This window comes from Candidatus Niyogibacteria bacterium, from assembly GCA_016432485.1.
In the GTDB taxonomy this organism is placed as follows: Bacteria; Patescibacteriota; Minisyncoccia; order HO2-45-28; family HO2-45-28; genus HO2-45-28.
The window spans coordinates 543,664-568,175 of sequence record CP066691.1 but is presented as its reverse complement, the minus strand read 5'-3'; the positions used below and the strand labels follow the sequence as shown (position 1 = coordinate 568,175).

Annotated in this window: 24 protein-coding genes; 18 read left to right on the top strand and 6 right to left on the bottom strand. The window is 44.3% G+C overall.

The window, feature by feature from the left end; genetic code table 11:
- The first annotated feature begins 71 nt into the window (after positions 1 to 71).
- The 13 genes from HYY55_03095 to HYY55_03035 all read left to right on the top strand — a co-directional run bounded on the left by HYY55_03095 (position 72) and on the right by HYY55_03035 (position 13,940).
- A complete protein-coding gene (locus tag HYY55_03095; protein ID QQG45943.1) occupies positions 72 to 2,021 on the top strand; it encodes a UvrD-helicase domain-containing protein in 1,950 nt (649 codons plus the stop codon).
- 1 nt (position 2,022) lies between these two features.
- A complete protein-coding gene (locus HYY55_03090; GenBank protein QQG45942.1) occupies positions 2,023 to 2,886 on the top strand; it encodes a 16S rRNA (adenine(1518)-N(6)/adenine(1519)-N(6))-dimethyltransferase in 864 nt (287 codons plus the stop codon).
- A 61-nt stretch (positions 2,887 to 2,947) separates the two neighbouring features.
- Positions 2,948 to 3,964 carry a hypothetical protein gene (locus tag HYY55_03085; protein ID QQG45941.1) on the top strand — a complete coding sequence of 339 codons (1,017 nt, stop codon included), beginning with the start codon at positions 2,948 to 2,950 and terminating at the stop codon, positions 3,962 to 3,964.
- The gene (locus tag HYY55_03080) at positions 3,961 to 5,304 is read left to right on the top strand and encodes a hypothetical protein (GenBank protein QQG45940.1); all 1,344 of its coding nucleotides are present in this window, start codon (positions 3,961 to 3,963) and stop codon (positions 5,302 to 5,304) included. The genes HYY55_03085 and HYY55_03080 overlap by 4 nt, the downstream gene beginning before the upstream one ends.
- A 23-nt stretch (positions 5,305 to 5,327) precedes the next feature.
- Positions 5,328 to 7,016, top strand: a complete 1,689-nt coding sequence (locus HYY55_03075) for a hypothetical protein (GenBank protein ID QQG45939.1) — start codon at positions 5,328 to 5,330, stop codon at positions 7,014 to 7,016.
- Positions 7,016 to 7,645 (top strand): hypothetical protein, encoded by a 630-nt coding sequence (locus HYY55_03070; protein QQG45938.1) that lies wholly within the window; start codon positions 7,016 to 7,018, stop codon positions 7,643 to 7,645. Before HYY55_03075 ends, HYY55_03070 begins: the two co-directional genes overlap by 1 nt.
- A gap of 2 nt (positions 7,646 to 7,647) precedes the next feature.
- Complete coding sequence (locus HYY55_03065) at positions 7,648 to 8,052, top strand: PrgI family protein (protein ID QQG45937.1); 405 nt, start codon at positions 7,648 to 7,650, stop codon at positions 8,050 to 8,052.
- Positions 8,053 to 8,706, top strand: a complete 654-nt coding sequence (locus HYY55_03060) for a hypothetical protein (protein QQG45936.1) — start codon at positions 8,053 to 8,055, stop codon at positions 8,704 to 8,706.
- Between the two features lie 11 nt (positions 8,707 to 8,717).
- Positions 8,718 to 10,535 carry a DUF87 domain-containing protein gene (locus tag HYY55_03055; GenBank protein QQG45935.1) on the top strand — a complete coding sequence of 606 codons (1,818 nt, stop codon included), beginning with the start codon at positions 8,718 to 8,720 and terminating at the stop codon, positions 10,533 to 10,535.
- A gap of 8 nt (positions 10,536 to 10,543) precedes the next feature.
- Positions 10,544 to 10,927: a hypothetical protein gene (locus tag HYY55_03050; protein QQG45934.1), complete on the top strand. Its 384-nt coding sequence runs from the start codon at positions 10,544 to 10,546 to the stop codon at positions 10,925 to 10,927.
- Between the two features lie 4 nt (positions 10,928 to 10,931).
- The gene (locus tag HYY55_03045; protein ID QQG45933.1) at positions 10,932 to 11,936 is read left to right on the top strand and encodes a hypothetical protein; all 1,005 of its coding nucleotides are present in this window, start codon (positions 10,932 to 10,934) and stop codon (positions 11,934 to 11,936) included.
- Positions 11,926 to 12,768: a hypothetical protein gene (locus tag HYY55_03040; protein QQG45932.1), complete on the top strand. Its 843-nt coding sequence runs from the start codon at positions 11,926 to 11,928 to the stop codon at positions 12,766 to 12,768. The genes HYY55_03045 and HYY55_03040 overlap by 11 nt, the downstream gene beginning before the upstream one ends.
- An 8-nt stretch (positions 12,769 to 12,776) precedes the next feature.
- Positions 12,777 to 13,940, top strand: coding sequence for a hypothetical protein (locus HYY55_03035; protein ID QQG45931.1), 1,164 nt, complete (start codon positions 12,777 to 12,779; stop codon positions 13,938 to 13,940).
- A 7-nt stretch (positions 13,941 to 13,947) separates the two neighbouring features.
- Here HYY55_03035 and HYY55_03030 read toward each other — a convergent pair whose 3' ends face one another.
- From HYY55_03030 to rpmH, 4 genes are read right to left on the bottom strand one after another with little or no spacing between them, the layout of a single operon-like run.
- Entirely contained in the window at positions 13,948 to 14,412 is a 465-nt protein-coding gene (locus tag HYY55_03030; protein QQG45930.1) for a hypothetical protein, read from the bottom strand.
- Positions 14,357 to 15,133 carry a membrane protein insertase YidC gene (locus HYY55_03025; GenBank protein ID QQG45929.1) on the bottom strand — a complete coding sequence of 259 codons (777 nt, stop codon included), beginning with the start codon at positions 15,131 to 15,133 and terminating at the stop codon, positions 14,357 to 14,359. The genes HYY55_03030 and HYY55_03025 overlap by 56 nt, the downstream gene beginning before the upstream one ends.
- A 10-nt stretch (positions 15,134 to 15,143) precedes the next feature.
- Positions 15,144 to 15,494 (bottom strand): ribonuclease P protein component, encoded by a 351-nt coding sequence (rnpA, locus tag HYY55_03020; protein ID QQG45928.1) that lies wholly within the window; start codon positions 15,492 to 15,494, stop codon positions 15,144 to 15,146.
- Positions 15,494 to 15,634, bottom strand: coding sequence for a 50S ribosomal protein L34 (rpmH, locus tag HYY55_03015; GenBank protein QQG45927.1), 141 nt, complete (start codon positions 15,632 to 15,634; stop codon positions 15,494 to 15,496). The genes rnpA and rpmH overlap by 1 nt, the downstream gene beginning before the upstream one ends.
- 155 nt (positions 15,635 to 15,789) lie before the next feature.
- Here rpmH and dnaA point away from each other — a divergent pair, with 155 nt between their 5' ends.
- The 3 genes from dnaA (at position 15,790) to HYY55_03000 (ending at position 18,750) form a co-directional block, all read left to right on the top strand.
- Positions 15,790 to 17,148 (top strand): chromosomal replication initiator protein DnaA, encoded by a 1,359-nt coding sequence (gene dnaA, locus HYY55_03010; GenBank protein QQG45926.1) that lies wholly within the window; start codon positions 15,790 to 15,792, stop codon positions 17,146 to 17,148.
- 208 nt (positions 17,149 to 17,356) lie between these two features.
- Positions 17,357 to 18,466 carry a DNA polymerase III subunit beta gene (gene dnaN / locus HYY55_03005; protein ID QQG45925.1) on the top strand — a complete coding sequence of 370 codons (1,110 nt, stop codon included), beginning with the start codon at positions 17,357 to 17,359 and terminating at the stop codon, positions 18,464 to 18,466.
- Positions 18,467 to 18,477: 11 nt separating this feature from the next.
- Positions 18,478 to 18,750 (top strand): hypothetical protein, encoded by a 273-nt coding sequence (locus HYY55_03000; GenBank protein QQG45924.1) that lies wholly within the window; start codon positions 18,478 to 18,480, stop codon positions 18,748 to 18,750.
- 132 nt (positions 18,751 to 18,882) lie between these two features.
- Here HYY55_03000 and HYY55_02995 read toward each other — a convergent pair whose 3' ends face one another.
- Positions 18,883 to 19,497, bottom strand: coding sequence for a hypothetical protein (locus HYY55_02995; GenBank protein QQG45923.1), 615 nt, complete (start codon positions 19,495 to 19,497; stop codon positions 18,883 to 18,885).
- Between the two features lie 149 nt (positions 19,498 to 19,646).
- Here HYY55_02995 and HYY55_02990 point away from each other — a divergent pair, with 149 nt between their 5' ends.
- The gene (locus tag HYY55_02990; GenBank protein QQG45922.1) at positions 19,647 to 20,435 is read left to right on the top strand and encodes a hypothetical protein; all 789 of its coding nucleotides are present in this window, start codon (positions 19,647 to 19,649) and stop codon (positions 20,433 to 20,435) included.
- Here the strand turns inward: HYY55_02990 and HYY55_02985 are convergent, their stop codons facing one another.
- Positions 20,436 to 23,000: a transglycosylase domain-containing protein gene (locus tag HYY55_02985; protein ID QQG45921.1), complete on the bottom strand. Its 2,565-nt coding sequence runs from the start codon at positions 22,998 to 23,000 to the stop codon at positions 20,436 to 20,438.
- A gap of 78 nt (positions 23,001 to 23,078) precedes the next feature.
- Between HYY55_02985 and HYY55_02980 the strand changes: the two genes are divergently transcribed.
- A complete protein-coding gene (locus HYY55_02980; GenBank protein ID QQG45920.1) occupies positions 23,079 to 24,275 on the top strand; it encodes a tyrosine--tRNA ligase in 1,197 nt (398 codons plus the stop codon).
- The last annotated feature ends 237 nt before the right edge of the window (positions 24,276 to 24,512 follow it).

Genomic DNA, 24,512 nt, shown 5'->3' with positions numbered 1-24,512 from the left:
AGGGCAGCAGTCGCGCCGCGCAGACCTACTACCCTGTCCACAACCATAAAAAATGCTAAAATCGCTCTATAATGTCAAACCCAAGTCATCTCTCCGGCCTGAATACGGCTCAAATTGATGCGGTTTTGCATATAAACGGCCCTATTTTGGTTGTGGCCGGCGCGGGGTCGGGCAAAACCAAAGTTCTGACTCATCGCGTATCTCATCTGATCTCGACCGGCGTCCGACCGGAAAAAATTCTGGCAATAACATTCACCAACAAAGCCGCAAACGAAATGAAAGAACGCATCGCAAAACTTGTTCAAAATGTTCAGCCGCCGCGCCCGCACGATTCAAACGCTTCTCCTTGGGTCGGCACCTTTCACTCTCTTGGCGCCTGGATTTTAAGACGTGAAGCGGGACGCAAGGCCGCGCCCCGCGAAGCCGCGGCGCTTGGCTTTAAAAAGAATTTTTCAATCATAGATGAAGAAGATGCTTTATCTTTAATCAAAGAATCAATTAAAGAGCTGGAAATAGACCCCAAACAGTTCCAGCCATCAAAAATCAGAAAGATAATCTCCGGGAAAAAATGCGATCTGGCAAACGCCGACGATTTTTTGTCCGAAGACGAAAATTATTTTTCAAAAAAATTGGCCTCAATCTGGAGCTTGTACGAGCAAAAATTGAAATCTTCAAACAGTCTGGATTTTGACGATCTTTTGGTGAAAACTGTTGTTCTTTTTTCATCGCATCCGGAAATTCTTGCCAAATACCAATCCCTCTGGCAATACATTTTGATAGACGAATATCAAGACACCGACCATGTCCAGAGCCGCTTAAGCCAGCAACTTGCCGCCCTTCACAAGAATATCTGCGTGGTCGGCGACCTAGACCAATCAATATACGGCTTCCGCGGAGCTGATTTCAGAAACATCCTGGAATTTGAGGCAACCTATCCCGAAACCAAAATCGTAACGCTTGAAGAAAATTACCGTTCAACCGAACAGATACTGGAGGCGGCCAACGCCGTGATAGCCAAAAATAAAGAACGTCTGCCAAAAAATCTTTTTACCAGAAAAAAGGGCGGCGAAAAACTGGAAATATACGCCGCGGAAACGGAAAACGACGAAGCGTATTTCGTAGCGGCCGAGTCCCAAAGTCTCATTGCCGGCGGAGCCAAACCCGAAGAAATAGCCGTGCTTTTCCGCACCAACTCCCAATCAAGAGTTCTGGAGGAAAAATTTTTGGAATACACACTGCCGCATTACGTGGTCGGCGTAAAGTTTTACAACCGCAAAGAAATAAAAGATATTCTGGCCTATATCCGCGCCTCCCTCAACTCAAATGATCTTTTGAGCAAAAAAAGAATAATCAACCAGCCCGCGCGCGGCATAGGCAAAGTAACCCTTGCCAAATACTTCGCGGCAGTCGGATTGAAATCGGGAGAAGCTGAAAAAATATCAATTTTTGAAAAAACGCTTAATAAAATAAAGTCCGCCGCTGAAAATCTTCCGGCGTCGCGCGCGGTTGCCGCGACGCTCAAAGAAAGCGGGTATCTTGACCTGTTTGAATCTGCCGGAACCGAAGAAGGCGTTATGCGCTTGGCAAATATCAAAGAATTGGTAAGTCTTGCCGTCAGATTTGATAAAATAAAGCCGCCGGACGGCCTGATGAATATGCTGGAAGAGGCAAGTTTAATGTCCGACCAGGATGCCATCGGCAGCAGAAAAGACGGCATTCCTCTGACTACGGTTCACGCGGCCAAAGGGCTTGAATTTGATTATGTTTTCATATCCGGGCTTGAAGACGGACTTTTTCCCCACACTACCATCGCAAGCGAAGACGAAAAATTAAGGCTGGAGGAAGAACGCCGGCTTTTTTACGTCGCCTTAACCCGCGCCCGAAAAAAAGTTTTTCTTTCAATGGCTTTTTTCAGAACAATATTCGGTGAAAAACAAGCCAATATGCCCTCCCGTTTTCTTTCGGATATTCCACCAGAACTGATGGAGAACGCAGACGAAGAAAAAATCATAGAAATATAATATGCCGACAAAACTCGGACAAAACTTTCTAACTTCAAAAAATATCACCCGCAAAATGGTCCTTGCGGCCGAAGTCGGGCCAAAGGATACTATTTTGGAAATCGGGCCCGGTAAGGGAATTTTGACCGAAGAACTTTTAAAAACGGGCGCGAAGGTAATCGCAGTTGAAAAAGATATTAAGCTTTTCAACATTTTGACTTCTAAATTCAGGGTTTTTATAGATGCCGGACGGCTGGTTTTGCTCAACGCTGACATCCGCGACATTGTCCGATTCCGAACTCGGTTCGGCGTCCGAATCCGAACCGAGTTCGGAATCGGAATAAACAAGGTTGTAGCCAATATCCCTTATTATCTTACCGGCCAGCTTCTGCGCCTCATCTTGCCCCAAGTATCTCGTGGTCTGCTTAAGACAAAGTTGTTGGTAATAATGCTTCAAAAAGAGGTAGCAAAACGGATATGTTCAAGTTTAAATCCGAACTCGGTTCGGGTCCGAACCGAGTTCGGATTTAAAATGAACTTGCTGGCTATTTCGGTGCAAGTTTTCGTAAAGCCAAAAATTGCCTTTTTGGTTAAAAAAGGCAATTTTTGGCCCCAGCCGAAAGTTGATTCGGCTGTAGTTATATTTAAAAAACGGGGGGTTGATTTTTTTCGTCAGCATAAAATCGGCCAAAAAGCATTTTTTAAACTGGTTAAAACCGGATTCCGCCACCCGCGCAAGCTTTTAAAAAATAACTTAAAAAATTTCAAGTTTCAGGTCTCAAGTTTCAAAAAATGCAAAATAGCCAAGAATGCGCGCGCAGAGGAACTTTCCCTTAAAAATTGGGCATGTCTGACAAAAAGAACAGATATCCACAGCAGAAAATAAAATAAAAATCAATAGAAAAAGTAAAATGCTATAATTATTGTAAGGCGTATTGCCTGCGATTTTGGCATTTTTAGGAAATAAAAGAACAATATTCGCAATAATTCTCGCGCTAGCCATAGCTGCGGGCGCTTTTTGGATTTCCAAAAAACCCGATGTCAAAAAAATGGCTTCCGGAGTAAATATAACGCCGATTTCCGGAGAAAAAACGGCCATTGAATCTCCGGATTCTGACGGTGACGGCTTAAAGGACTGGGAAGAAAAACTTTGGGGTACTGACCCGCTAAATCCTGACACCGACGGCGACCAAGCGCCCGACGGAGAAGAAATAAAATTGGGGCGCGACCCTTTGAAAAAAGGCCCGGATGATTTATTGAATTCGTCAAGCGCGTCCAGTAATGACGAAAATCAAATGTCCGATGGCGCGCCTGCCGGCGAACCCTATAACCCGACCCAAAGAATAACCCGAGACCTTTTTGCCTCGTACATCCAGCAAAGAAATGCCGGCCTTGACCCCAAAGAAACCGCGAGTCAAGTCGTGGACGCTCTTTTAAACGACAATCCCGCCGCGGTTTTCAAAAATGATTTCTCGCTCAATAACGCGCGCGTAACAAGCGCCTCTCCGGAAAACGCCAAAGCTTATATAAATGGCTTAGCGGAAATATCCGACAAATACAGCGGGCAGATAAAAGAAAATGAACTGGATTTGCTGACGCGTTTAATCCAGCAGTCAAACTCCGAAGACAATTTCAATTCGTTTGACGAATTTAAAATTTACGCCCGGGCATACGAAGACGCGGCACTTGAAATATCAAAACTGATGGTGCCGCAAACTTACATTTCCGCGCATTTAAAATATTTAAACGCCTTAAACAATCTCGCGAAAATAAATAAAGCGTTTTCACAATTTATGTCCGACCCAGTAACCGGACTTGGCGCCGTGCAGCAATACCTGAATGAATCTAAAAATGTCAAAAACGCGCTTTTGACGGCGGGCGTTTTAATTCAAAAAGACAATCTGGTCTTTAAGCCGAGTGAAGCCGGCTTCGCGTTAATTAATTTAATAATCGCTCTGCAATGATTTTTAAGCGAAGCGTCCGATTTCAAAAATATATTGTCCCGGTTATTGTCGCGATTCTGCTCGCTACACTATTTCCTTTTTCGCCGCCAAAAGCCGAGGCTGTAACATTTTTTACAATAGAGCTGCCGGCTGGATCAGAGGCGGTCAAAGATTATGTCCTTGATCCGTTGGTCAACGCTATAGGAGTCGCTCTAATCAGGACTATGTCCGACAACATAAAAAGCTGGATACGAAACGGCTTTAACGGCAAACCTCTTTTCGTAACCGACTGGGAAGGATATTTAAGAAAAGCCGGAAACGAAGCCTTTGGTATTTTTGTTGATGGCCTTATCGCTAATGGCGCGCCGAATATCTGCAGTCCTTTTAGAATAGACATTGTTCTGGGTTTGGTCTCGGCTCAAAGACAACAAGCAGTCTGTACTCTTGATAGGTTTATTGCCAATGTGGACGCGCTCTATAACACCTTTGAAACCTACGGCTGGACCGGCTTTATTTCAATTACCACCGCTAATGTGGCCAACAACGCTTTCGGCTCCATTCTAATCCAAATGGACCAGACGCAGCGGGCCATACTTGAAAAGGTAACCGGCCTGAAACTTGAATCTCAAGCGTCCGGAGGATTTCTCAGCTGGAAAAGATGCGCGGAGTATTCCAAAGAAATCGCTTTTAGCGAAGCCGCGGGCACTGACAAACCCTGCTTAAGGGAAGAAACCGTAACGCCGGGAAGTTATGTGGCTAAAAAACTTGAACTTCCGGACGAATACACAGCTATCAAAACAGCAGTGTCGGATGAAATAAACGAACTTATCTCAACGGTCGTAGTACAACTTTTAAATAGCGCCCTAAGCGGCACCGGCAGAGACGGCATACTGTCTTCGGGCGGGTCATCCAATCCGGACTATTCCGGACTTCTCAATAACAGCCGAAAGGGAATAACCCCCCTCTTAACTGATGCCATAAACCTAACGAACGGCTACATAAAAGCAAAAGAGCGGTCATCAAATACACTGACTCAAACAATTCAGACGCTTAACAAATTACATAGCTGCGGGACGCAACCGCGAAACGAAGAAATTGCCGAAGCGCAAAAAAACCTTGATGACATAAAAAGCGAACTTAAATCGGCTCGCGCCGCGCTTAGCGACTACGAAAACTCGCGAGTAAAAGCGGAAACGACAAACAGTCCCCAGGAATTAAGCGATGTCGGGACGCAGGCGGTTGATTCGGCAAACCAATCGGCATCGCAAGACGATATAGACGCGGCCAACCAACAAGCAGACGAATTCCAGGAAAAACTTGATTCGCTTCTTTCAGAACTTCAGGCGTGTCCGGGGTCATAAAAATCATAAAAATTTCGCCATAAATGAATTTTTTAAAAAAGAAATTAAAAAGTAAGAAATCGGCCGCTTTAATAACGGTAGCGATTTTAATGCTGATAATCTCAATTCTGTATTTGCAGCCCGCAGCCGCTTACGCTCAAAACACCGGCGTTGCCGCCGAACTTTCAAAAGCATCTTGTGCTGATTTGTCAGGGGTCGGCTGGTTTCTCGGCTGCCCAATTCTTACCGCAGTAAGCTGGATGGTATTCGCGGCACTCATGTTCGTATCAGCAATGTTTCAGGTTTTCGGAATTATCTTTGACCTGGTAACTGCATTCACGCTTGATCCGGCAACCTATAATCTTGACGCCATCTACAAGGGGTGGACCATAGCCCGCGACAGCGCGAACCTCTTTTTCATTTTTATACTTTTAACCATCGCCATCGCGACCATCCTGCAGGTAGATACGTTCGGAGTCAAAAAACTTCTGCCCCGCCTGATAATAGCCGCCCTCTTCATCAACTTTTCGTTTTTGCTTACGCAATACGTTGTCTTTTCTTCAAATCTTATGACCGGATTTTTTCTGCCGGGGGGGGCGCAGGGAAAAAGTTCGGCGTCCCTCTCGGTCAAATTTCTTGCCGGATTAAATCCGAATCAGATGTTTAAAAGCGCCAAGTTCGGATTCAGCGACATATCGAAAATACAGGAACAATTGGCGAGCGTGACGGAAAAGCTTATTGTCGGCGAGAGCGCTCCGGAAGATCCCGGAATAAAAAAACTCCTCAGTGAGGAAGAAAGCCTGCGAAAAAAGCTTGAAACCGCGCAAAAAGACCTGCCTAATACTCTGATTCAGATGACAGTGGCAATGCTCGGCGTAACGGTTTTTATTCTTGTCGCCATATTTGCGCTAGCTTTTGCCGGACTATCGCTTTTAATCCGGGTGGTAATTTTATGGTTTTTAATGATTCTTTCTCCCGTCGCGTTTCTATTCTACGCAATCCCGGGATTGGATTCTTATGCCAGACAATGGTGGTCAACTTTGCTCAAACAGGCATTTTTCGCGCCGGCGTTTTTCTTCCTTTTTGGCGTTACGGTTGAAATGATTGCTTCGGGCAAAGCCAAAGACCTGCTGACGGGAATAAAAGGCGGGCAAGCCGAAAGCACGGCCTTTGTTACCAGTTTTTCAATGATTGCTTACTACCTTCTTTTAATCATAATGCTTATGGCAAGCGTTCTTGTGGCCAAACAAATGGGCGGCAAAGCCGCCGAATGGGCCGAAAAAGGAGTAAAATCCGCCCGCAAGTGGGCTGTCGGATATGCCGGAACGGTCGGCAAAAGATACACCGCGCCTATCGCCAAAACTATTGCTGAAAGTGAAACGCGCGCCGCGAAGTTTGTGCGCTCCATGCCATTTGTCGGGCGCGGCATAACTAAAGCATCAACGCTCGATCAACCCGAAATAAAACGCTACACGCAACAATACTCTTCTTACAGCACAGACACCCTTAAAAACTTAAAGACCTCTAGGCTGCAATTCCTGAATAGAGCGCGACGAGAAGCAATTGAAAAAGTTTTGGACGAAAGAAGCAGGAAGGCAAAAAGAGCGGCAATTTTAAATAATCCCAAGGCTACTGTCGGGGAAAAAATAAATGCCATGAACGAAAGTCTGGAGGAAGTAGAAAAAATGTCTAAGCAAAAGGCCGAATCAGATAAAGAAAAAAAGAATAAATAATGTCTCAACTAACTAACGAACAAATTTTTGAAAAATATAAAGGCCTGCCGAAAGAACTGCAAAATGCCATCACCAGCATAGATACAGCTGATATTGTTCAGGCGATTGGCAAAAAATACGGCCTCCAAATTGACAAAATGGGAGAACTGGACGATGAAACCGGACTTCTGATGCTTGGAGTCACGCATCCGCGCGATTTCATTTCTAATTTAACCGGACGTCTCGGAACCGATCCGGAAACGACTAAAAAAATCGCGCAGGAGATAAACGCGCAGATTTTTTCAAAAGTCAAAGAATCTCTGAAAAAAATACACGCGGTTGGTGAGGAAGTTATTTCCGAAACGCCGACCGCGCCCACTCCTTTTGTCCCACCCGTTTCTCCTGTTGCTCCTATTTCCCATGTTCCTGCCGTTCCTCCCGAAAAATCAGTTGAAACCGAGACGCAAACTCCGAATCGTGAAATAAAGGGGACAGAAGAGTTTAAAAGTTTAAAAACTTCGCCGTTTGAAACCAGGCTTGAAGAAAAAGTTTTTATGCCCGGGGAATCATTGTCCGAAGAAACAGAGCAAGCCCGAAAAGAAAATCGTTATCCGGATAAAGCCGACCCTTATAAAGAGCCCCCAAAATAAATATGAGACAATTTAGCGTTCCGCAATTCATAGAGGTTGAAGACAAAATTTTCGGGCCGCTGACCCTGAAGCAGTTTATCTATCTTCTGGGGGGCGTCGCTACGGTTTTCATAATATATGTTTTTCTGCCCTTTTTTCTGACAGTGCTTCTGGGTTTGCCGGTCGCCGGGCTGGCTTTGGCTTTGGCATTTTATAAAGTGCATAATCAGCCTTTCATAAACGTAATGGCCAACGCCGTATCATATTACACCAAATCAAAACTTTATATCTGGAAAAGAAGCGAGACCAAAAAACCCAAAGCCCAAAAAATTTCGGCTCCCAAACAAGAATTCGTTTTACCTAAAACCACCGAAAGCAAATTAAAGGACCTGGCTTGGTCTTTAGATGTTAAAGAGAAAATTAAGTAAATGGCAAAACCACTATCAGCGCAGGAATTCGTGCCGATAAGAGAAATACGCGACGGCATAATAATCACCGAAGATAAAAGCCTACATATGGTTTTGATGGCTTCGTCTTTGAATTTCGCCTTAAGGTCAAACGAGGAGCAAGAGGCCATTACCGCGCAATATCAAAACTTTTTAAACGCGCTGGATTTCTCGGTGCAAATCGTGATCCAGTCACGCAGGCTCAATATTGAACCCTACCTTGAAACTCTGCGCGAAACAGAACGCGACCAGACTAATGAATTATTGAAAATACAGACACGCGAATACATTGAATTCATCAGAACTTTTGTTGAAACCACAAAAATCGTGACCAAAAATTTCTACATCGTCGTCTCTTTTGCCCCTCCCTTAATTGAGATCGGCAAAAAAAACGGACTGGGCGGGATATTCAAAGGGCTTTTCGGCGTAAAAAAAGAAGACAAACAACTAAGCGATGAAAAATTTGAGGAACATAAAAATCAACTCTGGCAAAGAGCCGAAACGGTTTCGGGAGCCATTGCTTCAACCGGAACGCGAACCGCGCCCCTAAACACCGAAGAGGCGGTTGAACTCTTCTACGGATTATTCAACCCGGGGGAATTGGAAAAAGGACACGCGCCGCAAATTAGAACTTAAACTTTAACATTATGGCTTTAGGAGACTTATTCAAAAAGAAGGAGGTGGGGGCAAACGACGAGATAATCGCGATTCAGCCCGAACAGATTTACGAGGCCGCGGTTTTGGAATTGAAAGACATCATCGCGCCGTCAGCTTTGGAAGTAAATTCAAATTACGTAAAAATCGGGGAAAAAATAGCCCGCACCATTTTTATTTTCTCCTATCCCAAATATCTGGCCGTGAACTGGTTCAGCTCAATCATAAATCTCGACAAGGTTTTTGACATATCTATTTACATCCATCCGATGGATACGGCCGGAGTTTTACGCCAGCTCCAGAAAAAGGTCGCCGAAGTCCAGTCTCAAATCCACATGCGCGAAGAAAAAGGCCTGGTTAGGGACCCGATGCTGGATGCCGCTTATCAAAACCTGGAGGAACTGCGCGACAAACTGCAACAGGCGCAGGAAAAACTTTTTTCTTTCGGCCTTTATATGACAATCTATGCCGACACTCTGGAAGAACTCAACCGGGACGAAACGGAAATAAGGTCAATGCTTGAATCCCGTCTGGTTTACGCCAAACCCGCTCTTTTCCAGCAGGATGACGGCCTCCTGACTGTTTTCCCCCTGGGACGGGACATTCTGGGAGTCAACAACAAACTTAATTCCTCGCCGATATCAAGTCTTTTCCCTTTTGTTTCATTTGACCTCACTTCCAACCGAGGCATTCTTTACGGCGTAAATCGCCATAATAACAGCCTGGTTCTTTTTGACAGATTCTCGCTTGAAAACTACAATTCGGTCATTTTCGCCAAAGCCGGAGCGGGAAAAAGTTATGCCACGAAACTTGAAATACTTCGCTCTTTAATGTTTGACACCGATGTCATAGTGATTGACCCCGAACGCGAATATGAATTTCTGTCGGAGGCCGTTGACGGCCGATATTTCAACATCTCTCTTTCTTCCCAGCATCATATTAATCCTTTTGACCTGCCCAAACCCCGCGAAGACGAAGACCCCTCGGATATTTTAAGGTCTAACATCATAAACTTAGTCGGACTTTTCCGCATAATGCTCGGCGGACTTACGCCGGAAGAGGATTCCATTTTAGACCGGGCCATCACCGAAACTTACGCTTCGCGCGACATTACTCCGGAATCTGATTTTTCTTCAAAAATTCCGCCGATACTTTCGGATCTTGAATTGATTTTAGCCAATATGGAAGGCGGCGAAGGATTGGCCCAGCGCATGCGCAAATACACCCAGGGCACTTGGGCCGGCTTCATCAACCAGCCTACAAATGTTGATATAAATAAAAAGCTGGTGGTTTTTTCGGTAAGAGACATGGAGGACGAACTGCGTCCGGTGGCAATGTATTTGATAACCCACCATATCTGGAACGCTGTCCGAAAAAATTTAAAAAAGAGAATTCTGGTCATAGACGAAGCCTGGTGGATTATGAAAGAAGAACAGGGCGCCTCATTCTTATTCGGCATAGCCAAGCGCGCGAGAAAATATTTTTTGGGAGTGGCGACGATTACTCAAGACGTGGGCGATTTTTTGCGCTCCCCTTACGGCGTGCCCATCATTACAAACTCTTCAATCCAGATTCTTTTAAAACAGTCGCCCGCGACCATTGATCTTCTCCAAAAAACTTTCAACCTGACCGACGAAGAAAAATTCCTGATACTGGAGTCCGATATCGGCGAAGGGTTGTTTTTCGCCGGCCTCAAACATGTGGCCATCAAAATAATATCGTCTTACACCGAAGACCAAATTATAACTTCCGACCCCCAGCAATTATTAGCGATTAAAAAGGCGAAGCAGGGAATAGCGCAGGAAAAATAATTTAAAACATGGCTGATGAAAATATTACAACCGAGGAAGGCGAACGAAACTTGAAACTTCAGGAATCCCGTAAAAATGAAGGCCTGGCGACGCAAAAAGCGGCCGCCGTGGCCGGTCCCATGGTAAGCAAGTCCGAGTTCGGAATGATGATTGGTTTTGCTTCGTTTTGCGACTTAATTAGCCAAGTACCCCTTGTCGGTTTTATAATAGACGGTATAGCTTGGTTTACTATATTCGCGTGGACACAAGCCCGCGAACTTAAAAAACCGTGGGCCTTTCACCTAAGCGGGGCTTCGGGATTCATACCTTTTCTGCCGGCTTATACCGGAATGGTGGTGTTTCTATACTTTTACAATAAGAGTCCGCAATTTAGGACGTTTTTCGGAGAATAATAATATGCGAAATAAATTTTTATTAACAACGGTTTTATTTCTGGCTTTTCTGACGATTTTTCCTGCCGGAGCCCAGATTGATTTGGGAACGGGAACGGAAAACTTTTTTATAGAGCTGATCCCAACCGATGCTCCGGGTCCCAATCAAAACATTATCGCCCGCGTTTCGGCGTTTTCTTTTGAATTAAACAGCTCACAAATTACATGGATTCATAACGGCGCGGTCGCGCTCCGCGGAACCGGCCTTAAAGAATACGGATTCACAACCGGAGATGTCGGAAAATCAGAAATATTAACCGTCGTCGCAATAGACGTAAACGGCATACGCCACGAAACAGAATTCTCGCTGGTCATAGCCGATGTTGACATCTTATGGCGGGCCGCGACATCAATTCCTTTTTGGTACAAAGGAAAAGCTCTGGCTTCGCCGAAATCAGCAATAACCGCAAGCGCTTTCCCAAACCTGGTTTCCGGCGGCAGAAAAATTCCGGCATCCGGCCTGATTTATCGCTGGACGCTTGACAATGATTTCAAACAGGCGCAATCAGGCGCGGGCAGAAATACTTTCACTTTCGGCGCGGGATTTTCTTCCGACCTCACGCATATCGTTAACCTTGAAGTTTCAAATCTGGACGGAAACATCACTGCCAAAAAATCAATAGATATCGGCGTCTTAAATCCTTCTATTCTAGTTTACGAAAACGACGCGCTCTCGGGACCCAAAAACGATTTCGCTTTTCAAGACCGAAGGAATGATGTAATTTTTGCCGGAGAGAAAAAATCTTTTATAGCTCATCCGTTCTTTTTCTCGCTGGATCGCGGCCGCGAAAACCTTGAATACGTCTGGTCGGTGGACGGCCGAAGAGCCGGCCAGGAAGCTCCGCAAAACATTTTAAACCTCGGGGCCGCGGCCGATGCCGGCGGCAGTTCGGTGGTGGAAATTTTAATTAAAAACACCTCCAACATCTTACAAGAAGCCAGGCAAACTTTTACGATAAATGTTTTATAAAATTATTTACATATCAATAATAATCGCGCTTTTTATATCGTTTGCCGCAATAACAACGGAGGCGGCTGATTACACGATAGATAAACAGGCAGCCCAGCAGTTCACCACATGGAATCAAACCCGGGACGGTTTTATCGGTTTTTTAAAATGGCTTTTCCCTCTGATGATTGCCTCAGCTGCCGTCATCGCTACTCTTTCCATTATATTCGCGGGTTTTCAGTGGATGGCAGGGGCAATCTCCCCTCCGCAGGTTGAAGCGGCCAAAAACCGCATTGCCGCGTCTGTTCTAGGATTAGCAGTGGCTCTTCTTTCATGGATAACTTTAAACACCATAAATCCGGTTTTTGTGAATCCGAAAACGCCAAGCGCCTTTACATCAGAATGTCCGGAGGGAAAATGTCCGGATTGGAAAGATGTGTTATTCGGAGTCGAACCATCAACACAAGAAATCGTAAAGAACGCAACGAAAAAAGTTATACCGCCCAGTCCTAATATACCGGGAGATACGGCTAAAACCGTGGAAAACATCAATCAAAAACTGTCTGTTTACGGTAAAAAGTTAAAAATTGAAGAATTTATTGATTTGATGAGTTTCGGCACAAACGACATCAATGAAAGAAGAAAAGCCATAGAAAATATGGAGCAAAAATGCTCGGGGGCGGGCGGCGAGTTCGGTCTCCTGTCGCAATTCCCCGGAAGCGGCAATATAAGTGGCGCTGCCAGATATTATGTTTGCGTAGGCTCCGCCAAAACACAGCAACAGACAACCCAGCAACAATCGTCTCAACAATCCAAAGGATTTTTATGTTCATGGTTAGGCACAAATTGTTAAAATAAATTATGAATAAACCATTAGCTATAGGATTAATCATATTTTTCATCCTCGTAATCGCCGCCGGGGCGATTTGGCTTGCGGTCAGACCGGCGCCGTTAGCTGAAGAAGCGGAGCGCGGATTTTTACAAAGATTTCCTTTCGGTCTTTTCGGAGGAGGGGAGCCAGCTCAGCCTTCACCCGAAACCGCGCCCGCGCCGATTGCGGAAGAACTGGCGCTTTTAATGCTTGACCAGGGTCCGGTTGAAAGTTTTTCAATAAAAGAAACCGGTCTGCGCTACCTCTTGAAACAAGACGGACATATAATGGACATCGGGCCGCGTGGAGAAGACCAAACTCGAGTTTCAAACACGACCATACCGAAAATATTTGAAACATCGTGGTCCCAAAATGCCTCAAAAATAATTTTTAAATATATTGAGAATGACAATATCCGGACAGTTTCGGCCGAATTTATAGCGACCTCAACAAGGGCGACGGTTCTGCCCCAAAATATAATTTCATTCGCGTTCGCGCCGGATAGAGAACGCCTCCTCTATCTCGTACCGACGCCGAACGGCTCGCGTCTTATTGCCGCCGACCCCGATAATTCCAGACAGACTGATGTCGCGTCTTTTCCTTTCGGAGATTTTGATATTTATTGGCCCGAAAAAAATTCCGTTTATCTGTTAAGCCGTCCGTCCGGAGTTGCCGAAGGATTTCTGTTTAAATACGACCTCCAGCGGGGGACTCTTAACAAAATTTTGGGAGACCTGGCAGGACTGCAGATAAAATTTTCAGATGACGGCCAGAAAGTCATTTACTCCGTCTACGACGCCGCCTCGGAAAAACCTCGGCTTTTCATTTACGACCTGAACAAAAAAACGGCTGTCGATATCCAAACCGATGGCCTGGCTGAAAAATGCTCTTTTACCCGAAAAAACGCCGGTCTTGTTTATTGCGGCCTAGATCAGGGTCTGCAAGCGGCTGTTTACCCCGATGAATGGCTGCAAGGCTCTATTTCAACCAGCGATACATTATGGGAAATAAATTTTGAAACCGGACAAAAACGTCTGCTTGACGAAACCTTGCCGTTCAACATAAAACAAATAACCGTATCATACGACGGCGTCTTTCTATTCTTCATAGATAAAAACAGCGGCTCACTTTGGAGTTTAGAAATTATAAATTAGAGATTTTTTAAAGAGGTTTAATTACCACTCTTCTTTCTTCGCCGACGCCCGTGCTCTGGGTGGAAATATCCGGATACTCGGTAAGCGTGGCGTGAATAATGCGACGCTCATAAGAGGTCATCGGCTGCATTTCAATTTCTTTTTTAAAATAACGCACGCGCTGGGCGGAAAGCCGCGCCAAGTCCTTTAGTTCTTCTATTTTTTGCTTTTGATAATCGTTAACGTCAACAAAAAACTTCAAACTAGGGTAGTCCGCGGGGAATTCGCGCTCTGCCATTTTATGAATAATGTGATTGATGGCTTTCAGTCTTTCACCAGACTCTCCTATCAAAATTCCGCCGTCGGAAGTATGCACGCTGAAAAATAAATTTTCGGGGTACTCAATAAAATCAACAGAGCCGGAACACCCCATTCTTTCAAGAAGGTTTTGAATCAGAATTTGTATCCTTTGAACTGTTTCCTTCGACGGCATAAATTTTTTGGGCTTTTTTTCTTACTATCCCTTCGTGCACTGTAGCAAAAATATTGAGCGTTGTCCAATAAAGACTGACTGCTGACGGAAAACGCATGGCTATAAAAAATATCAAAAGCGGCATGAAATAAGTCATCTGCCAGGACATCATCTTGCCAAAATCCATTGATTTCGCGCCGGGGGAGGAACTGCGGGCGATGGAAGGCAGCTTAGCAAGTTTTATCTGCATAAACTGCGATAAAGCGGCCGCGGCCGCAAGTATCATGCTCCCCTGACTAAGGTCAAATAAACCCAAAAACATCGTATTGACATGCTCCGGAACGGCGATAAAACCGTATAAATAGGCGGCATCTATGTTAACGCTCTCTCGGAAAACCAAATAAAGAGCAATAAGAATCGGAAGCTGTAAAAAAAGCAAAAGGATTCCGGAAAGGGGATTGATACCGTGAGCGCGATAGAGTTCCATAGTGCGGCGCGCTTGTTCCTGGCGATCTTTAAAATTATCTTTTATTTTTTTAAGCTCGGGCTCAATCTGCTTCATTTTGTTCTGGGTTTTAATTGAACGGTGGGTCAAAGGAAAAAGCACGATTCTAACCACTACGGTCAAAACAATAACCGCAAGTCCCAAATCATTGAACGGCAAAAAACCGGTGAGCCACACCAGAGCATTTAAAAGCGGGCGATAAAAAATCTCGTTAAAAATTACTAATAGCCAGGCCATTATAAGATTCTTAAATTTTTAGATTGTTTATATTTACGAATATTTCTTCCAGCGCGTTTTTCAGCCGCCCAAAGTCCGCCTTGGAAGCTTCGGGCAAAACCCTTACGATTATACGCAAGGGTTTTTTTATTCCGAAAATGAGCCCCCGCATTATCTCACTTATCTGCCGCCTAATTTTATTGCGCCTCACCGCTCTTTTATCAACGCTCTTTGAAACGACCACTGCGAGACGCGATGCGGAATTATCAGAACTTTGAAAATAGACAACGAGGCCACCGCGCTCAATCCTTCGGCCGCGGCGCAAAACTTGACTAATCGCTTTTTTATCGTAAAGCCGCCGGCTGCGCTTAAAAGCGGCCATCAAACCGTAAGCTTCTTGCGGCCTTTCCGGCGCCGGCCCTTCAAAATACGCTTGCCCCCGGCGCTTCTGGAGCGTTTTCGGAAACCGTGAGTCTTTTTCCTTTTGCGTTTTTTGGGCTGATAAGTTCTTTTTGGCGACATATGATTATTCTTACACATATTTTTAATTTAAACAATATTCACAAATCATCCACAGCTTATTAACATCAGAGTAGGGTTTAGTAAAATTTTGGTGGTTCGTAAATAAAAAACATTAAAGATATAATATAGAAATCGTTTAAAAAACTTAGATGATTATGATTAAAGAAGAGCTCTGGAAGGAGATTTTGAGAGAATTAGAATTAACCGTTTCGAAAGCCAATTTCGCGACTTGGTTTCAAAATACGTTCATAGCCGACCAGGACGAAGGGAAAATAATCATAGGGACCCCCTCGGCTTTTATTAAAGAGTGGCTGGAGGATAAATACCAAAAACATATTTTAAAATGCCTCCGGGCTCGCTCGCCCGAAGTGCGTTCAATCGAATTCAAGATAGCGACGTTCGGCACGGTCCAGGAGAAAAAAGCAGAGCCTAAATCAACGGAAGAACAAATGGATTTTCGCGATATATACACCGACCGCGAAACAAACCTCAATCCTAAATATACTCTGGATAATTTTATCGTAGGGATATTCAATGAGCTGGCTCATGCCTCCGCTCTATCGGTAATAAAAAACCCGGGCGTTCTCTACAACCCTCTTTTTATTTATGGCGGAGTCGGGCTGGGAAAAACCCACTTAATGCAGGCAATAGGAAATAAAATGAAAGCCGACTATCCCGATAAAAAAGTTTATTACGTCAGCGCGGAACGTTTTGCCAACGAATTGGTCGCGGCAATCCGCAATAACGAAACCGTCTTTTTTAAAGATAAGTACCGCTCTTTTGACGTTTTGATAATTGACGATATCCAGTTCATTGCCAGCCGCGGAGCCGCTACCCAGGAAGAAATTTTTCACACTTTCAACTCCATGCATCAGGCGAATAAACAAATAATCTTCTCTTCCGACAGGCCTCCCAAATTAATACCAAACATTGAAGACCGCCTTAGATCGCGTTTTGAGGGAGGCACGATAGCCGACATAGTAGAACCGGACTACGAAACCAGGCTGGCAATACTGCAGTCCAAAACAGCTCCAAACCAAGAATACCAGCCCTCGCTTGAAATACTGGAATACATAGCATCAGCCGTCCAATCCAATATCAGGGAGATGGAGGGTTCGCTTAATTCCGTGATCGTGCGCTCAAAAATGAAAAAGCGGCCTCTGGATTTGTCCGAGGTAAAAGAAATACTGACCAAAAACGAAAAACCGAGGAAAGTTCTAAGCGCTCAGCAGATAATAAGAAAGATCGCGCAATTTTACGACATTCAGGAAAAATTTCTTTTTGAGAAAACCAGAAGGAAGGAGGTAGTCAAGCCGAGACAAGTAGCGATGTACCTTCTAAGAGAAGATTTTAACGGCTCTTTTCCTTATATCGGACAAAAATTCGGCGGCCGAGACCATACAACCGCCATTCACGCCTATACTAAAATAACCAACGAGATTAAAAGAGACGACCGCCTCAAAGAAGAAATAAAAACAATCCGGGCCCAATTATATGAGGAAGAAAAACAGTGAGTATCTTATGAAAATTATGTTGAAAAAATGTTGATGATTTATAAAAAAGAATTCGGACTGAAAATTATCAAAATCATTTCCACGATTTATCAACAAGAAAATAAACAGTTTTATAGTTAAAAAGGGTTTAAACTAAACACATAAATGGTTTTTACACTTATGCACGCTAACATCTACAACTACAGTTTAATTAATTAAATTTATTATTATGGAGTTGTCTTGCTTTAAAACTCATTTCCAAAAAAGTATTCAATTGGCCGAAAGGCAAACCAATCAGAGAAACGCCAATCCGGTTTTAAACGGAATATTTTTAAAAGCCGAAAAAAATCATCTGCTTATCAGGTCAACCGATTTATACAGCGGTTTTGAGACAAAAATACCGGCTCAAGTAAAAAAAGAAGGAACACTGGTTATTCAGGCTAAACCCATTATTTCTCTTTTATCGTCAGTAAACGACGAAAAAATATTTTTAGAATCAAAAAATAACAACATTAATCTGACTACTAAAAATACCTCCACCACAATAAAAGCTTATGATCAGGAAGACTTTCCGAAACTGCCTAAAATAAAAAACGGGCAAAAATTGGTTTTCAACGCGGAAAAATTGTTTTCAAACATGAAAAGCGTGATTTTCGCCGCTTCCGAATCCGATATCAAACCGGAAATATCAAGCGTTTTCTTTTCCTCCGGCAGCAAAAACAATCCGGGCTCATTTTTTAAAATGGCGGCCACCGATTCTTTCCGTCTGGCTGAAAAATCCTTTGATTCAAAAACTGAAAAAATAGACTCTTTTCTCTTTCCCGGAAAATCAGCCCTTGATTTCATAAAAATAATTGAGAATTTTGAAGGAGACGTAGAATTGGAGTTTGACCGCCAGCATCTTTTCGCGCTTCACCCCTCTTTTTCGTATTTTACCAGATTGATTGAGGGAAACTTCCCCGATTACGAGCAAATAATTCCGTCGGCATTCAGCACCGAAGTTACTCTGAATAAAAAAGAACTTACGGACAACCTTAAATTAGCCGGCGTTTTTTCCGGCCGCCTGAAAGAAGTAAAATTGCGCGCTTACGCCGGGGACAATATTTTTGAGATAACCACCAGTGACAGCGAGCTCGGCGAGCACAACGGTCAGCTTAAGGCTCAGATTACCGGAGAAAATCTTGAAGCGTCTTTTAATCAGAGATATTTGCTTGAGGGGTTGGAGCCCGTAAATTCCGAAGACGTTATTTTGCGTTTTTCGGGAGCAAGCAAACCTCTTCTAATCCAAAACCCGCGCGACGTTTCATATCTTTATTTGGTTATGCCGATGAAAAGCTAAAGGAATTTGGTATGCCTTTTAAGCAGATTTTTGAATTCCTAAAAAAATTTGACGGATTAAAATCACATAGCCAGATAGTTGAAAAAGATATTTTGGAGTGGTGTTTTAAAAAAAACAATTTAAGCGGGAATGACCTGGAAATTAAAGTTCGCCAGCCTAATATAATAATTTCTACGAAGAACATGGCGGTTAAAACCTTTATATTTACTTCGCAGAATTCTTTGCTCGACGAATTAAGAAAAAAATTCGGAAATAGAGCCCCCCAAAAAATTTTATTTAAATAACTATCTCAAACGGATGGTTTTTTCAGATGTTTCGTATCTTTATCTGGTAATGCCGATGAAGAGTTCTTAAATAATTAAAAACCACCGGAAGGAGCTTGCCTCCCGGCGGTTTTTTACTTGTCGCTTCTCGGGTTATTTTGTTTTTAGCCGTGGATTCCGGCTCGTTTCGATTGATCCTTCTGGAATACGGAGAACCCACTTTGGGCCTGAAAATGCTGCAGCCCCCGAAATGAGCGTCCATCTTATGGCTGTAGCAGGGTTTACAAACCGCCACTCATAGAGTTCTAAAATCCCACCTGCGCGTTTTTCCTCCACGATCTCCACGTTACGGCCCAGACGCAAAGGGAGTTTATTGAGCGTCGTATTGCCGCCGCTTTCTCTGGTGAAAAAGACGAGATAGGCACGTTCCTGCGGATCGTTGACCAAGGCGCTGGCATTTTCTGTGACGAACCATACTGTGACCAATCCCTTGTTTTGTGTCCGGACTAAAGGCTTTGTCTCCGCAAGAACCAAGCGGCTTTCGGATACATGAGACGCTATGACGTCAGCGACCGCTGCAACGCAGGCCCCAATGAACGGTGTAATCAATGCTGCAGCAGCCATTGCTTTTAGGATATCTCTTAGATTCCAGTTGGTTTTTTCGTTGAGCCACACGCCCAAACATATAAACACGAATACCAAAGCCGGCACGCCAATCCAGGTATACATTTTCTTCTCCCTTTCTGTTTGTACTGGTTTATGTTTCAAGGAAACTACTGACTTCCTGTCCCCATTATACATCAAACAGACACCTTGTCAAGTAGTAGGGACAAGAAAATTGTTGTAAAACATACTGCTCTTGACAAACTGTGCAAGAGTCTTGACACAAAATACTGTAGGTGTATAATGGAGGTATAATGCGTGAGTTGGAAGAATTGGGTTTTTCTGAAAATGAAGCCCGAGTTTATGCGGCAAATTTAGAGCTGGGGTCATCAGCTGTGGCTGATATTGCTCGAAAAGCAGGTATAAATCGCACTAGTGGCTATAACGTTTTGGAGGGTTTGGTGGCAAAGAAGCTGGTCAGTCAATCCCAAGACAGAAGAGGGAGGAAGATTTATGCCGCCGAAGACCCGTACATTTTGGTGGACCGGCTTGAAGACGACCTGAGTAAGAACAAAAAGCGGTTAGAAGCGGCTAAAAAACTTTTGCCCCAACTTCTCTCCATTCATAGTTTGCGCAAAGACAAACCCCAAGTGCGTTATTATGAGGGGTTTGACGGCGTTACCTCGCTTTATGAAGACAGTTTGACAAGCTCCGAAACGATTTTAAGCTACAGCTCAACACATGACATTAAAAAAGTGCTTGGCTCATACGCCGAGAACTATTTCCGCCGCCGCACTGAAAAAGGAATACCAATTCGCACCATTATTCCCACGGAAAAATACGGCCTTCATTTAAAACGCGTCGGAGAAAAGTTTTTGCGCACCGCGCTTTTGGTACCTCATGAAAAATTCAGCATATCGCCCGAAATATACATCTATGATAACAAGGTCGTTTTTATGTCTTTAGCTGAAAAATTCGGAGTAGTTATTGAAGGCCGCGAAATTGCCGAGGCCATGAAAAAACTTTACGAACTGGCCTGGGAAAGGGCAGAGAGATATGACAGGGAGGAGGAAGAAAAACTTAAAAATACGACATCCGAATGACTATCTCAAACGGATGGTTTTTTCAAGTGAAGAACTGTTACCGACGCTGTCGTAAACATTTATGACCAGAGTTTCTTCGGGACGCAGGTCTTTTATTTTTGCAAGATCAATGGAAAACGAGTACGGCGCGTTTTTAATGGAGCCGATAAATCTGTTGCCAAAGATAACGTCCATCTGACTTATGGGATAGCGGGAACTAGCCGACAATGTGAATGATATCGAACCGGAATACGTGGACTCATCCGGAGGCGAAACAACAAACGAAATCTCCGGCGCGTACTGAGGAAGATGAACGTCATCATATTGCGTCGGAATGTCGCTTTCGCTCTCTTCGCGGAGATTTTTTGATTCGGCCCACTTTCTTACGGGATATTCCCATAAAGAAAATTGGGAGTCGTCTGATGGATTTTGAGGGATGGGCCCGTCCGGATTATTTTTATCCAGCCAGTAAAGAATTGAATGTATCTGAATCAGCGGTTTTTCTTCCTTATACTGCTGCGGCGTAAAAGCAGTCGCTAATTTTTTTGAAATCTTATCAATGGTGTAAGTTCGGCTTCCGCGCCACCCGCCGTTAAGCACCGCCTTTTTAGGTTCGGTCGGTGCCGGAGAAATAAATTCTTTTTTCTCAAGGGTACGCGATGCTTCCTGAAAAAAAGCATTCCACAATGGTGCTGCGATAAATCCGGCAATACTTTTGACCATCTCCGAGTTGTCGTTATTGCCAAACCACACTCCCCAGGCCAGATTGGGAGTATAGCCCACCACCCAGGCATCTCTGGAATCATTGGTGGTTCCGGTTTTAGCCGCGACATCCCAGCCCGGAAAATATAAGGGAGAGGCCGCGCCAAAAGCCGGAGTTCGGGCTTCATTATCCGAGAGCACATCGTTTATAAGACGGGCGGTTTGCTTATCAAGAACTTCTTCGGGTTTTGGCTGGAATTCTTCAAGAATGTTCCCTTTCGCGTCCTCCACTTTAAGGATTGATGTTAAGGGATTACGTACCCCATCGTTAGCGAAGACCCCGTATGCTCCGACCATTTCCAGCAATTTAACTTCTCCTCCGCCTAAAACCAGAGTTAATCCATAACGGTCGGGATCATTAAGGGTTGTAATGCCCAGTTTTTTCGCGGTTTTAAGCGATTCCGAAAGGCCGGCAAGGTAAAGAGTTTTGACTGCCGGCAGGTTGATGGATTGAGCCAGCGCTTCCCGCAGAATTATCGGCCCGCGAAAGACGCCGTCATAGTTTCTCGGGTGATAGCAATTATCTTTTTTTTCTTCGTTTTGTTCTTCTTCTCGGGCAAGGGCCTTGGCCGCGTCCGGGTCGCAAGACGGATTAAACTCGGTCGGCAAATCAAAGACCGCGGTTTCGGGAGTAAAGCCCTTTTGAAAAGCAGTCGCATAAACAAATGGTTTGAAAGCCGAGCCGGGCTGGCGGCCCGAGGCGTAAGCGGTCACATTTACGTGCGGTTCAAATTTGCAGTTTAAGCCCGGCGAACATCCTTCGGGTTTGGGCTCAGAAAACCAATCTTTTGAGCCGACCATTACCAGTATTTGGCCCGTTTGAGGGTCGGTAGCGATAAGGCCGGCATTATAAACATTAAATTTTTCTTCTTCATCCTCAACAAATTTTTCCGTTAAGTCCTCGGCTTTTTGCTGAAGATTCCAATCAAGAGTCGTTACCACTTTAAGTCCGCCAGATTCCACGGCCTCTTCCCCGTATTTTTCAGTGAGGTAATCTCGGACGTAGAATATAAAATGCGGCGCTTTCAACGTTTCATTGCCGCGCGGTATGAATTTAACTTCCTCCCTCTCGGCTTTATCGGCCTCGTCTTGGGTTATGAAGCCGAGGTCCAACATTCTTTTAAGAACCAGATTTTTTCTTTCATTAAGTTCTTTTTGGTGCGGGCCGTACGGCGAATAAAAAGTCGGCGCGTTGGGGAGAGAAGCAAGATAGGTCGATTCGGCTAAAGTTATGTCCCGCAGTTTTTTGCCGAAAAAAGTTTCGGCGGCCGCCGCGATTCCGTAGGCCGAAGATCCGTAGGGTATTTCATTGAGATAAAAACCCAGGATTTGTTCTTTGCTGAAAGCGCGTTCCACCTTGAGTGCCAACACCAATTCTTTGAGTTTGCGGGTTATGGTTTGTTCGTCGGTCAGAAGAGCTTTTTTGACCAGCTGTTGGGTTATGGTTGATCCGCCCTGGTGCACGCCGCCGTAAATCACGTCAACAAAAGCCGCGCGCATAATCGCGAGAAAGCTTATGCCGTAGTGGTTGTAAAAATTAGAATCTTCCATGGCCACGGTCGCGTTTTTGACGCCGGGCGGTATTTCGCCAAAAGCGACCACGGTTCTTCGTATGTCATTATGTATGTCATATAAAAGAATATCGCCCGAGCGGTCGTAAATTTTTGTTGACTGCACGACTTTGCGCTGGTCAAAGGCCTCAAAGTCCGGAATGTCCAAAGTTAAAGCCCACACGGAAAGAGAGCCAACGAACAAAACCGCCGCGGCTATTCCGTAAAAGAATATCTTTTTTGTCTTTTTGAGGAGGTTTCTTTTTCCTGCCATTAAGATTTTATAATATCTTGTTTTCAGCGCTTTTTCAATGATTATGAAAAACCGCTGCGTTTATGCTATTCTTTAAAAATGACAAGCCCAAGTTCTAAATTAAATGAAAAAATATCGCGTCTTTCGGAGGAAATAATCACCGAAAAAGAACTGGAAGGACGGTTGAAATCCGGGCAAAAACTCCGCATAAAATACGGGGTTGATGTTACATCTCCATTTTTGCATTTGGGGCACGCGGTTAATTTGTGGCTGATGCGCGCTTTTCAGGAAGAAGGACACAAAATTGTTTTTTTGGTGGGCGATTTTACCACTCGCATAGGCGACCCCACCGGCAGAAACGAAAAGCGGCCGAAAATTTCCGAAGCCGACATAAAAAGGGGAGCGAAAGAATTTATTAAGCAAGTTTCCAGGATTCTTTTGACTGACAAAAAAGTCTTTGAAATCCGTAAAAATTCGGAGTGGTATTCCAAAATGAAAACCGAAAAACTGCTTGAACTTATGTCGCTGGTTACCAACGCCCAACTGATTAAGCGCGATATGTTTCAGAAAAGAATAAAGGAAGGCAAGGACATTTTTGAAAACGAACTTATCTATCCAATTTTGCAGGGCTACGATTCGATTATGCTTGAGTCGGATTTAACCGTAATCGGATCGGACCAGCTTTTTAATGAAATGATGGGGCGGGATTTGCAGCAAAAATTCGGGCAATCTCCCCAGGTCATTATTACCACTAAAATTACTCCCGGAATACGCGGCGGCGAAAAACAGTCTAAAAGCCTCGGCAATTATATAGGGCTTTTGGATTCGGCTCGCGAGAAGTTTGGAAAAATAATGAGCATTCCGGATGACCTGATAATTCAATATTTTGAAGTTTATAGCGACACGGCTCTTGTCCGCATCAGAGAAATAGAGCGCGGTCTGCAAGGTAAAAAAATCAACCCTAAAGATGCTAAAATGGAGCTGGCTGAAGCAGTGGTTTTGAAATACCATTCAGCTGATGAGTCGAAGGACGCTAAAAATTTTTTCGTTGAAACATTCCAGAAAAAGAATCTTCCGCAGGACGCAACGACCGTTATCGTTAAGAAAGGCGAAATGATAAAAGATGTTCTCGCGCGCTCGGGATTAGTTTCTTCCAAATCCGAGGCCTCCCGGCTGATAAAAGCCGGAGCGGTTGAAATTGACGGCGCGATTGTGAAAGATATCGGCGCCAAATTTGAGCGGGGCGGGATAATGCGCGCGGGCAAGAAACGCTTTGTTAAAATAAAAATAGTTTAAATCGATAAACCAAAAACCCCGTCGAAGCGGGGTTTTTGGTTTTTATATCCTATTATTATTCAAGATTTTCCTCTTCCTCCGTGGTTTCCTCTACGGGCAATTCGTTTTCTACCCCTTCTACTTCTCCGGCGTCTGCGTCTTCATCCTGCGCGTAAAGTCCCAAGATTTCGTCTTGATAACGCATGGTTCTTTAGAATTTGCTTATAAAGATTTATGCGACCGCCCTCCGATGAGTAT